13 protein-coding genes are annotated in these 11681 nt (G+C 65.6%); 4 read left to right on the top strand and 9 right to left on the bottom strand.

Features of this window, described 5'->3' with window-relative positions:
• Positions 1-41: 41 nt before the first annotated feature.
• On the bottom strand, positions 42-710 hold the full coding sequence (locus tag CHB65_RS09195; protein WP_089384765.1) for a zinc metalloprotease: 669 nt from the start codon (positions 708-710) through the stop codon (positions 42-44).
• 6 nt (positions 711-716) lie between these two features.
• The gene (locus tag CHB65_RS09200) at positions 717-2456 is read right to left on the bottom strand and encodes a TraB/GumN family protein (protein ID WP_089384766.1); all 1740 of its coding nucleotides are present in this window, start codon (positions 2454-2456) and stop codon (positions 717-719) included.
• 89 nt (positions 2457-2545) lie between these two features.
• Here CHB65_RS09200 and CHB65_RS09205 point away from each other — a divergent pair, with 89 nt between their 5' ends.
• Together CHB65_RS09205 and CHB65_RS09210 are read left to right on the top strand one after the other, a co-directional pair.
• Positions 2546-2983, top strand: coding sequence for a bifunctional nuclease family protein (locus CHB65_RS09205; protein WP_089384767.1), 438 nt, complete (start codon positions 2546-2548; stop codon positions 2981-2983).
• A gap of 95 nt (positions 2984-3078) precedes the next feature.
• Complete coding sequence (locus CHB65_RS09210; protein ID WP_089384768.1) at positions 3079-3576, top strand: acyl-CoA thioesterase; 498 nt, start codon at positions 3079-3081, stop codon at positions 3574-3576.
• A gap of 381 nt (positions 3577-3957) precedes the next feature.
• Here CHB65_RS09210 and CHB65_RS09215 read toward each other — a convergent pair whose 3' ends face one another.
• The 6 genes from CHB65_RS09215 to CHB65_RS09240 form a co-directional block, all read right to left on the bottom strand.
• Complete coding sequence (locus tag CHB65_RS09215) at positions 3958-4416, bottom strand: GIY-YIG nuclease family protein (RefSeq protein ID WP_089384769.1); 459 nt, start codon at positions 4414-4416, stop codon at positions 3958-3960.
• A complete protein-coding gene (locus CHB65_RS09220) occupies positions 4413-4847 on the bottom strand; it encodes a thioredoxin domain-containing protein (RefSeq protein ID WP_089384770.1) in 435 nt (144 codons plus the stop codon). Before CHB65_RS09220 ends, CHB65_RS09215 begins: the two co-directional genes overlap by 4 nt.
• Before the next feature lie 85 nt (positions 4848-4932).
• Positions 4933-5217 (bottom strand): DUF7545 family protein, encoded by a 285-nt coding sequence (locus CHB65_RS09225; protein WP_089384771.1) that lies wholly within the window; start codon positions 5215-5217, stop codon positions 4933-4935.
• A gap of 114 nt (positions 5218-5331) precedes the next feature.
• Positions 5332-6468, bottom strand: a complete 1137-nt coding sequence (locus CHB65_RS09230; RefSeq protein ID WP_089384772.1) for a metal ABC transporter permease — start codon at positions 6466-6468, stop codon at positions 5332-5334.
• Positions 6465-7232 (bottom strand): metal ABC transporter ATP-binding protein, encoded by a 768-nt coding sequence (locus tag CHB65_RS09235; protein ID WP_179213628.1) that lies wholly within the window; start codon positions 7230-7232, stop codon positions 6465-6467. The genes CHB65_RS09230 and CHB65_RS09235 overlap by 4 nt, the downstream gene beginning before the upstream one ends.
• Positions 7225-8607 (bottom strand): metal ABC transporter substrate-binding protein, encoded by a 1383-nt coding sequence (locus CHB65_RS09240; RefSeq protein WP_089384773.1) that lies wholly within the window; start codon positions 8605-8607, stop codon positions 7225-7227. Before CHB65_RS09240 ends, CHB65_RS09235 begins: the two co-directional genes overlap by 8 nt.
• Positions 8608-8879: 272 nt before the next feature.
• Between CHB65_RS09240 and CHB65_RS09245 the strand changes: the two genes are divergently transcribed.
• Positions 8880-10523, top strand: coding sequence for an HTTM domain-containing protein (locus tag CHB65_RS09245; RefSeq protein ID WP_089384774.1), 1644 nt, complete (start codon positions 8880-8882; stop codon positions 10521-10523).
• Positions 10524-10602: 79 nt separating this feature from the next.
• Positions 10603-11148, top strand: coding sequence for a zinc ribbon domain-containing protein (locus tag CHB65_RS09250; RefSeq protein WP_089384775.1), 546 nt, complete (start codon positions 10603-10605; stop codon positions 11146-11148).
• 17 nt (positions 11149-11165) lie between these two features.
• Here CHB65_RS09250 and CHB65_RS09255 read toward each other — a convergent pair whose 3' ends face one another.
• Complete coding sequence (locus CHB65_RS09255) at positions 11166-11570, bottom strand: CBS domain-containing protein (protein WP_179213629.1); 405 nt, start codon at positions 11568-11570, stop codon at positions 11166-11168.
• Positions 11571-11681: the final 111 nt, after the last annotated feature.

The raw sequence follows: 11681 nt of genomic DNA on the forward strand, positions 1-11681 counted from the left end.
CGTAAGGCAAAAACGCACCGTTCCGGGCGAGCGTCGACACCTCAGAAGGGGCCGCCGAAGCCGAACCCGAAGAGGAAGACGAGCGTGAACGCGATCACCGCGGAGGGGACGAAGGTCAGAGCCCAGACAGTTTTGCTCCAGCCGATCACGGTCTTCCCGTCGAGCGGGCCGTACGGGATCAGGTTGAACGCGGCGAGAAAGAGGTTGATCGCGATCCCGCGCTCGCCGATGAGCACCACGATGGGGCTCCCGATCAGGAGGCCGATGACGAACACCGGCACGAAGACGACGGTCAAAAGCAGGTTGACGACGGGGCCTGCAAGGGCGATGTGGCCGTGCTCCCGGTCGGTGAGCCGACCACGGTGGTGGACCGCACCGGGTGCGGCGAAGATGAACCCCAACAGGGCGGTCATTACGGCGAGAAACAACATCCCGTTGTCCGCTCGAAACTCCGCGATCTGGTCGTAGTGAACCGCGACGACCTTGTGAGCGACTTCGTGTAGCAGGAAGGCGATCCCCGCCGTGACCAGGCTCACCACGAGCGGTACGACGAGGCCGGCCGCCAGCAGCCGATCGAAGCCGGCCGTCCCGCCGACGAAAAACAGCATGAATGCGACGCCGAGCGCGACCCAGGCGATGAGGAGGTCTCGCAGTTCCGTTCCACTGAAATAGAGGCCAGCGATCCGTCGACCGCGAATCGTTTCACTCATGATTTTTCAAAGCATCGTCAGCAGTCCACGGATCAGGTCCGCGCTGTTCCGTGCGCCCTGTATCATCAGTCGGGAGACCTCGTCGACGCCGCCGATCTCCGCGCCGAACATCGCCGGGATGACGTAGACGGCGAAGAGGAAGCTGGCGACCATGCTCCCGAGGTTCGTCATCGCGACCACGACGATCAGTTTGAACAAGGGGACATCGAGCATCGCCGAGACGAGTTCGCCCGGCGGTTTCGTCTCATCGGAAAGCAGCTCGTTGAGCGTGCCGATATCGCCGACGTTCACCGTGAGGTTCCGGAGTTCGACGTAGCCGGCGAACCACCCGGGCGCCAACATGGGGTTGATCGAGGTCATCCATGCCACGGCACCCCCGACGCTCGCGGACGACCATCGGGCGCCCGCGACCTTCGCGAACGAGAACGCGAAGAAGGCGTTGATCAGGAACCACGCGCCGAAGAGGCGAAGCAGGAAGCCGTCGCGAACGCCCGCCATCGCGAGGAGGACGAAGAACGTCACGAACGCGACCAGGATGAGGTAGCCGATCGCCTTCAGCCAGGGGAATCGACGGCCGCTCTCGCGGCCGGTGAGGTCCGCGACCGGTGGAAGCGTCTCGGGGTTCGCGAGGTATCGTTCGATCCCGGCACGATGGCCCGCACCGACGACGGCGACCACGTCGTAGCCGGCGTTTGTAAGCGCGACGAGGCGGTGTGCGATGAACGCGTCCCGTTCGTCGATGAGGGCCTCGGCGCCGCCCGGGGAGAACTGCCGAAACTCCTCCATCATCATGGTGACGACGTCGGCGTCGGTGAGCTGGTCTATGTCGAGGTCCTCGATCCCGCCGTACTCGCTCGGTTCCCGGCCGCCGAAGAGACCGATCGCCCCCGCGGCCGCCAAGCCGGCGATGAGGCCGAGGCCGATCCCGAGCCCGAGGCTGCCGATCGCCCGGACGGTGAACCCGCCGAGATAGGTCGTCACGACGCCGTCGCCGACGCCCGTCGCGGCGACGGCGACGCCGCTTCCCAAGCCGAGCCCGACCGCCGCATAGAGGCGACCGTCGGGCGAGAGTCCGGCCTTCCCGATTGTGTCAACGACGAACGCGACGATCACGGCGGTCAGGACGCCGGCGGTCACGCTCGTCAAAAGCGGCTCGGAGACCCCGAGCGAACCACCGAAGAGGCCGATCGCGGGCCCGAGAACGATCCCGACGAACAGTCCGGCAACGATCCCGACGACCCGTGAGTCCGTGACGCCGAACGCCAACCCGCCGACCATCCGGAGCTTCTCGGTGATCGTCATTCGGGCCCAGAAGCGCTGGATGGTCGTCTGAATGTCGCGGTCGACGAGCGCGACGTCGATCCCGAGTTCTTCCGCGACGTCGATGGCGGCCTGCATGTCCGCCCCCGGCTCGATGTCGAACCGCTCGCCGAGCTGTGTCTGGACGTAGGACAACATCCAGTAGGCGAGGAACTGAAAGACCGTGTTTCCCTTCAGCAGATCGCTCGCATCGAGGTCCTCGGGGGCTTCCCCCTGCATCTGTCGATATCTCCCCTCGTCGAGTTCGACGGCGACGACGTCCGGTCGCTCGCTGGTGATCGTCGACTCAACCTCCTCGACGGAGCGCTCGGAGACGTGTGCCGTCCCGACGACGGTCACCGTTCCGGGCTCGCGGGCCGTGGCGGCTCCATCGACGGAGGTGCCCCTCGTCGATGCACCGCCCGCGTTCCCGGACGTCTCGGTCATTATCCATCCATACTGCTCGCCCGCGTTTAGGGCTTGTGAGTCCAGGCGATCGGGGACAGCTATTCATGCCGTCGTAACGATGTTTGTCTATGGAACACGAAGCGGAGGTCATCGGCGTTGGGGCCGGATCCGCACCGGGTGGTGATATTCCGGCCGTCGTACTCTCCGTTCGCGACGAATACGTCCCGATCTTCGTGAGCGGCGACCAGGCTCGCTCAATCGGTACGGTCTTGGAAGGCGAGCCCTTCGATCGGCCCCTCACCCACGACCTGCTCGTCGAGATACTCACCGAGTTCGGGGGCGCGATCGACCGCGTTCGGATCGATGACCTCTCGGATGGCACGTTCTATGCGAAGATCGACGCCGAGCGCTACGAGGACGGGCGTCCAGAACGGTTCGTCTTCGATGCACGTCCGTCCGACGCTCTCGCGCTCGCCGTCAGGGTCGACTGTCCGATCGTCGTCAGCGACGACGTCATCGAGGAGGCGGGCCGCCCGCCCGATTCGATCCGGTTCGGCGATGGGTGAGAAGTAGACGGGAAACGGCAACCTCGGGACCGATCCCGTCGATTCCATAGGGTGGCTTCCCGCGGTTTCAAGTCGATCGGTGCGTGGAGACGGTTATGAGCGAGAGCGCAACGCTCGCGGATTCATACACGGAGATGACGGAGCTGTTGTTCCCGAACGAGACGAACAACCTCGGACGGGCGTTGGGTGGCACCGTGCTCCATTGGATGGACATCTGTGGCGCCATCGCCGGGATGCGCTTTTCGAACCGTCAGGTGGTCACCGCGTCGATGGACCACGTCGATTTCATCGGCCCGATCGAGATGGGCGAGGTCGTCGTGATACAGGGATACGTCTTCGACACCGGTCGGACGAGCCTCGAGATCAAAGTCGACGTCCACGCGGAGGATCCTAAAGCCGACGAACGACGACGGACGACGACCTCGTATTTCACCTTCGTCGCCCTCGATTCGGCGGGCTCTCCGACCCCCGTTCCCGAGATGGACTGTCCTACGGCCGATGAGGAGCTGCTCAGGCGGGAGGCGATCGACGGTCGTCGCGCGCAGCTCCGTGACGTGATCGAGCGATACGACGTCACCGTCCCGCGTGAGTGATCGCCGAGTATCCTCGTCCCGCGCGAGCGACCTCCGCTCGCCCGGTGCTGTGGCCGTTCGGGACCGTTTCGGTCGAATGACTTATAATCAAATGACACGTACTCGCACGGTGCCGGGGTGCCCGTACACCGGCGATCGTTCGGGCCGTTCGGTCCGAACCGACGGTGCTGCCCGGCCCGTCGTTCGTGACCCTTCGGGGTCACGCTCCCGCCTACTTGGACGGGATCGCTCTCCCACGGCCTGCCCGGACGCTGGAGGGCACGCGGAAACCAGAGGCGACCGTTTTGCCCGGACGGTCGCCTCGAGCCGGCGTCACCCGGCCTGCCCGACGGGTGGCGCCCGCCTCTGTTTCACACGTATTTGCGTCGGAAGCCCACGACTTCAGTCGTGGGTCGATGACCGACCCGCGGCCAGTCTATGTGTTCGCCGGACCTGCTCGGTCACCGCCGTGAGGGTCGCACCACTCGCCAGATGTGACCGACAGCCGCAGTCGGAAGCGCCAAACCCCTCCACCGGTCCGGCCGGGAGCCGCCCGGCGACCGCGCACTCGATATCGACGCCACGGCTCTTCGTCACGTCGACGATCCGCGTGTCCGGATGTCCGAGCAGGTAATCGATGTGCCAGTGTCGAACCGCGTGTTCGCCGGCGTCGATGCGCCGATGACGGTCGACGCGTGAGAATCCGCCCGAGCCGAGTGCGCTGCCCGTGTACGCATATGCGCCGACCGGAAGGTCGACCGGTCCGAGCGCCCCGACGTCCAGAGTGATCGGCTTCGGGAGATCGATCACGAGGGTGTATGTCCCCCCGACGGGTTCCTCACGTCGGTCCCCCCGCGTCATGCCATCGGTTCTGGCGGGTCGCTGGCGGCCGCACGGAGATCACCGATCAGGTCGCGGGCATCCGGGGTAAGCGCATAGGTCTCGTGGTACGCATCCGGATCACGGCCTCGTCCCGAGAGGGTCCCGACCACGTCGGCGATCCGATCGTAGTTGTCCCGAACCAGGCCACCGACGATGCCCGGGGTGCCGGCACGCGTCGCGAGCTCCTCGGCGGCCGCCCCTCCGGCGTACACCCGTCCCTCGCGCGGATCGATGAGGACCATCGCGAACGGGCGAGCCCCGAACTGGGCGTCGAGGAAGGGACCGACCGGATCGGCCTCCCACGGGACCGCGACGACGCCCTCCAGCCGACGAAGCGCGACCGCCGCGATCGAACAGTACGGGCAGTCGCCGTCGAAGATCAACACCGGTGAATTAGCGTCCTCCACCATGAACGAGCTACGTTCCGCGTCGGTTTAAGCGGTCGCTCGCTGGCTCGTGTGAGACGGGTGCAGTTCACTGACCGTTCCGTCCCGATCAGTGCGAGTGACCGAGCGCTTCTTGCAGCGACTGGCCGAACCGCTCCTCGAAGAGTTCCTCCGCGGTCTCGTTCATCTCGACGAGATCCTCGGGCACGTCACCGTGGCCGTGGTGGACGATCACGTGCGCCTGCTGTGCCATCGCCTGGAGGATCACGTCGGTGATCACGCGGGTCGACGACTCACCCTGCTCGGTGAGCACATCGGCGAGTCCGGCGGGCAGTTCGACGGTATCCTCGTCGCCATCGGGTCCAGTCACGGTGTAGGTCTCGGTTTCTCCCATGCTCCTGCCTCGAGACGCGAACGTAAGAGTCCGTGGGAATCGCGTGCGTTTGCCGGCCGGTCCGTGAGTCGCGTCGTCCCGTTCCGCTCTTTTTTCCTCAGCGGACCACCGTGCTCAGTGCATCGACAGCGACGTGGATCGATCGGAGGCCGCGACCGCGACGAGGTAAATCGCGATGGCGATGACGATGATCGACCCACCCGGCGGGAGGCTCGCGCCGATGGAGACGGCAAGCCCGCCGAGGACGGCGACCTGTCCGACGAGCACCGAGAGGTACAACGTTTCCCGAAAGCTCCGGGCGACCTGTGAGGCGGCGGCGACCGGGATAACGAGCAGCCCGGCGACGAGGATGACCCCGAGGATCTGCATCGCGCCGACGACGACCGTCGCGGTCATCACGATGAGCAGGGCGTTGTATCGGTCCACGTTCAGTCGGGCGACGTGTGCGGCGCGTTCATCGAAGGTGATGAACAGGAACTGTTTGTAGTTGTAGATCACGAGCGCGACGACGACGACCGACAACACGGCTACGAGCCGCGCGCCGGTCGCCGTGACGATCGCGAGGCTCCCGAAGAGGAAGTCCTCGATGTCGATGGCGATGGCGACGAAATCGCGGCTCCAGCTGATCACGAGCGTTCCGACGGCGAAGCTGCCGGTGAGGACGATGGCGATCGGCACGTCGCCGTAGCTGTCGGTTCGGTCGGTGAGCCACTGCAGCCCGAGGGCGCTCGCGGCGCTCACGACCAACGCGACGAGAAGCAACGTTCCGCTCGATCCGAACAGCGCGACCGCCCCCCCAGCGAGGCCGGCACCGAGCGCGACGAACAACATCCCGAACGCGACCCCGGCGAACGCCGTATGCGCCAGCGTTTCGCCGATGAGCGCCATCTGCCGATGGACGAGGAACGCGCCGACGACGGGGCCAACGATCCCGATCAACACCCCGGTCGCCGCCGCACGCCAGACGAACGGGTGCCGAAAGACGTTCGTTCCGAGATAGAAGTCGGCCCACGCCCCGAGCGTGAGCACGCCGGCGAACCACGACCCGGCGAGCGATCCGATCGCGCCGGGTGCCGCACGGAGCCAGTCGAGCGCGATGAACGCGAGCATTCCGACGGCGAGGGTGCCGACGAGGCCGATGCCGACCAGTTCGGCTCCCTCCCGTATCCATGGCGCCCGTCCCGATCTCGTGTCCTCGGTAGGTTCCCCGTCGAGCTGCGGGTCGGCCTCCGTGTGTCGATCCGTGCTCATGGGTGATTGTGCGCTAAGATCCCGCTCGCGCGGCCGTACGCGTCGGTCAGCGCGTCGCTTTCGAGGAACGAGACCGTATCGCCGTGGTGGTAGAGTTCGACGTTGATGCACGCGACCGTGTCGACGTGTTTCGTGAGGACGCCGATGTCGTGTTCGATCAACACGATCGTCATTCCGGCGGCGTTGAGCTCGTCGAGGAGGTTATAAAAGCGATCGCGCGAGTCGGCGTCGATCCCGACGGTCGGCTCATCGAGCGCGAGGATATCCGCCTCGGAGGCGAGCGCCCGTGCGATGAACACGCGCTGTCGCTGTCCCCCCGAGAGCGCGCTCACGCGCCGTTCGGCGAGGTCCTCGACGCCGACGGTCTCCATCGCCTCGGCCGTGACCTCCCGATCGTGGTCAGTGAGACGGGCGTGGCCCGCGCGGGCGAACCGGCCCATGAGGACGGTCTCCCGGACCGTTACCGGCATCGCGTCGCCGCGGTCGGCCGCGCGCTGGCCGACGTAGCCGATCCGTTCGCCGGCCTCGAACTCGTGGGCGGGTTCGCCGAAGAGGGTGATCGACCCGGAATCGGGCTCACGAAGCCCCAACATGAGGTGTAAAAGCGTCGTCTTTCCGGAGCCGTTCGGGCCGATAAGCCCGAGGAACTCGCCCTCCTCGATGCGCAGCGAGACGTCTTCGAGGGCGTTCGCGTCGCCGTAGCCGAACGTGACGTCCTCGATATCGACGATGGGAGTCACGGTTCCCTCCACCCCGTCACGCATCGAGTGCGGCCTCAAGCGACGGGACGTTTATTTCGAGCATCTGTTCGACCCAGCCGTAGCCCGCCTCGCTCCATTCTGCCGTCGTCCCTTCTCCCGGGGTGAGCGGCTCCGCGCGATCGACGTCGGTGTTCTCGAAGATGAGCTCGACCATCTGCGGGACGTCCTCGTCCGGGTCCGGTGCCTCGAAGGGATCATACAGGACGGTGTGGATATCGTGTTCCTCGATGACGTCGACGAGGCCCGCGATGTCCTCGAACGACTCCGCGGCATCCGGGGAGGTCCCAACGGGGGTCCGGAGATCGAACCCGTATCGGCGTTCGAGGTACTGAAACGAATCGTGGCCGGCGAAGACGGCCACGTCGCGTTCGGCGCTCTCGGCAAGCGCCTCGAACGCCGCGTCGACCTCGTCCATGCGTTCGAGGTATGCGTCGGTGTTCTCCTCGTACGCCTCGGTATTGTCCGGGTCAAGTTCGACGAGCCCATCACGAATGTTCCGCACCATCTTCTGACCGAGCACCGGATCGGCCCAGACGTGCGGGTCGTGGAACTCGTCCGCGCCCCCCTCGTCGCCCTCGATGACGGATAACGTGGAGCGTTCGTCTTCGGTATCGTAGATGAGCTCGTCGTCCTCGTAGAACTCGAAGACGACGGCGGTCTCCCCCGTCTCCGTGCCGGTAAAGTCGACCTGCCGTCCGTGTGCGTCGATCTCGAGGATCCCCGCTTCGCCATCGGCTATCCGGGCATCGACCCGGTAGCGCTCGCCGTCGCCGAGGGGAACCACCCGACCCTCGTTATCGAAGAGGACGATGCCGATCGGAACGGTCGAATCGAGCGACACGTCCGGTACGCCGCCGTGCCAGTGGCCGTCGTGCCAGTAGCCGAGCTGTTCGTCCGACCGGAGGTCGTAGATGTCGAACTCGTTGAGCCGGAGGCTGTCACGGGGGTACTCGTGGCCGCGGTCGAACTCGGGGAGTTCGCCGGAGTCGAAGCCGATGAGGTAGGGACCGAGGCCATCGAGGAGGTCGTAGACGGCGACGTCCTCGTAGTCGCGCTCGAGCTCGGCGGCGACGTCCTGTGCCCACGAAAATTCGGGCGTGTCGAGGTAAAAGAACGCCTGTGTGGAGGCGATGTCGCGGGCGACGTCGCCATCGGGGCTCCAGCCGTGGCCCATCTGTCCGACCGAGACGGGGTTGGTGAACTCGAAGTGGTCCCCGGCGACGTGTTCCGCCCAGTCCTGCACGGTAAAAAAGGCCGTGTAGCCGGCCGCTTCCCCGTCGCTTCCGGCGGGGTTTCCGTTTCCGAGGCAGCCGGCGAGCCCGCCGACGGCCGCCGCGCCGATCCCGGACCGAAGAAGGGTTCGCCTCGTGTACGTCATACCCGGGCATTGACCGTCATTCGGTAAAAGTATTATTATGCAAAACTATTTTATTAATAACTCCACCCTTCCAAACGCGGGCGGAATAATAACGTCACCGGGCGGCGCGAACGACCCCCGCGGATACACGCGGTTTGAGGCGATGGATTAGTATACCCCGACGGACACTGGCCATTAACGACCGACCGGAGAAATCCGGTCCCGGCCAGCATCGACCCCATGTTAGTCACTGACGTCGCGAGCGCGCCGATCCGGACGCCATCTCGATCATCATGAGCGGTGGGACTTTCATCGGACGGGCGGCACGGACGGGGTTCCGCCGACTCCGCCGGTTCCTCGCCGGCAGCATCGCCGTCGACCCGCGGTCGCTGGCGGCGTTTCGGATCGCGTTGGGGGTGCTCGTGATCGCGGATCTTCTCGCCCGGTCGCGGAACTTCGCGTTTTATTATACCGACGATGGGATCGTCACACAGTCACTCGCCGAGCGCGGGACCTCCAACGTCGCGTTCTCCGTCTTTTATTATACCTCCAGTACGGAGGCGATAGCCGCCCTGTTTGTGCTTCAGGGGCTCATCGCGCTGGCACTGGTTCTCGGGTACCGGACCCGCCTTTCGACGGCGCTCTCGTTCCTGTTCGTCATCTCGCTCGATCACCACAACCCCTTCGTGTTGAGCTACGCCGACACGCTGTTCCGGCTGTTGTTCTTTTGGGCCGTCTTCATGCCGCTCGGGGATCGCTACTCGATCGACGCCCTCCAAGCCCGAATGGTCGGTGGCGAACGGGCGGCCAGGGCCGAGCGCCGTGGCAGCCGTGCCGTCGTGGTTCACATCGCCGTCGCGCTCGGGATGGCGCAGATGGTGGTGATGTACTTCGTCAACGGGCTTCACAAATCGACCTCCGAGGCCTGGCGGAGCGGGGAGGCTTCCCCCCTCGTCTTCGGCATCGACGAGATGACGTTTCTGCTCGGGAACACCATGCGAAACGCGCTCCCGCTCATCGAGTTCGGTGGCCTCCTCTGGTTTTATATCCTGCTCGCTTCGCCGATGCTCTTCCTGCTCCGTGGACGCGCCCGATACCTGTTCTTGACCCTTTTTGCCGGCGGACACGCCTCCTTCGCGGTCACCGTCCGTATCGGGGCGTTCGCCTACGTCGCGCTCGCCGGGTTGCTGTTGTTCCTCCAGCCGGCGTTCTGGCGTGATGCCGGTCGAGTCGTCCGCGCGCTCGGGATCGACCCCGAACGGATCACCCGCGGCGTCGACGCCCGGATCGGTCGACCGATCGCGACCGTGCTGCCCGCCTTCGGGCGACTCTCACAGGGGAGCCCCCGTCGCTTCTTCCGGTACACGTACCTGTTCGCGCTCGGGGCCGTGGTCATCGCGCTCGTGCTCATCGCCGCCATCTTCCTGCTGAACGCCGGGGCGGTGATGGGTGGCGAGGACGAGATCTACGATCAGCACGCGCTGACGAGCGAGGTGCGAGCCCATTCCGCCGGCGAACACGTCCACACGGTCTCGCGTGCGCTCAACGTCCGCCAGCCGGAATGGAGCGTCTTCGCCCCCACGCCGCGGAGTACCGACCGATACTACGTCTTCGGAGCCAATACGACCGACGGCGAGCACCTCGATGTCTTCCACAACCGCTCGTTCACCTGGGAGCGTCCCACCGACGAGTTACAACGCCAACACGACACCTATCGCCAGCGGTTCTTCATGAACGACATCCGTCGAAACACCCTCGATGGCGACCTCGCGGCCAGCTACGGGGATCACCTCTGTCGGACCTACGAGGAGGAGTACGGGATCGAGCTCGTCACTATCGAGATGTATCAGGTGACGGAGCAGATCACCCGCGACACCATCGACGACCCGGAGGGGCGTGAGCGAACGCGAAACAAGTTCTACGAACACGAGTGTTGAGCCGAATTGCACGCGGACCTCGCCCGCGAACGCCGTCGAACTCCAGAACGCTCATTGAGCACCCTCCCATAGGTCGGCCATGGCCACGTTGCGTCGGCGCCGGGTGTGGCTCACGGTGCTGCTCGCCGTCGTCGTCTCCGGCCTCGGGCACGCGTATCTGCGCCGCTGGGGGCGGGCGTTCGGCTGGTACCTGTTGATCACCGCCACCCTCGTATTCATCGTTCCCGAGGCCGCCCTCGATCGGCTCATCAGCGGACAGCGGCCGCCCATCGCCGACATCCTCCCCGCGTTCATCGTCGCCGTCGCGAGCGTCGTCGACGCGTACGTGCTCGCCGTCAGGAACAATCGGGCGTACGACCGTGCCCAGCGTGCGCAGACCGAGGAGTATCTCGGCGGTGACTCCGACCCCACCGCTGGCGAGGGCGTCGGCGACGATCCGGCCGGTTCAAACGGGATCCCCACCGGCGTCGCCCGGCAAGGCATGCCTGGGAAACGGGATGCCGTCGTCGAGGACGACGGTGACGCCCCGCCGACGATCTCCTGTCCCCACTGTGGACGCGAGGCGGACGTCGAGATCGACTTCTGTCACTGGTGTACGGAGCCACTTCCGGGTTCGGAAGGGTGAGGCAGTCGACTGCCCGCTCATCCACGCCATCCATCTCGCTCGCGCTCGATCCGAAGCGTCTCCCGAATGAACGCGCCCTGATGCTCGACGAGATCCGTCATCGTGACGATCCCGCGAAGCTCCATGCCATCGACCACGAGCAACTTCTTCACGCCCAGTTCAACCATTCGATCGGCCGCGGCGCGTACGGTCGCCGTCGGGCGGATCGTCTCGGGCGGAGTCGTCGCCGCGCGACTGACGGGAATCGCGGAGAACGGCTCGTCGGTTTCGACCGCGGCGATGAGCGCGTCGGTCTCGGTGAGGATCCCGGCCGGCGATCCCTCGCGGGTCACGACGACGCTCCCGATCCCCGCACGCAACATCGTCTCGACGGCCGCCGCAAGCGATTCACCGAGTTCAACGTGCTTGACGTCCGTCGACATCACGTCCGCGACACGCATGGCTCGATATGTCTCCGCGAGGGACTTGAGATCATCCCCTGATCGGGGCTGTCGTTGATCCCCGTTCGCCCATCTCCCAGCCACTCCAGCGGT

Origin of the sequence: Halorubrum vacuolatum (genome assembly GCF_900188065.1) — an archaeon.
GTDB lineage: Archaea > Halobacteriota > Halobacteria > Halobacteriales > Haloferacaceae > Halorubrum > Halorubrum vacuolatum.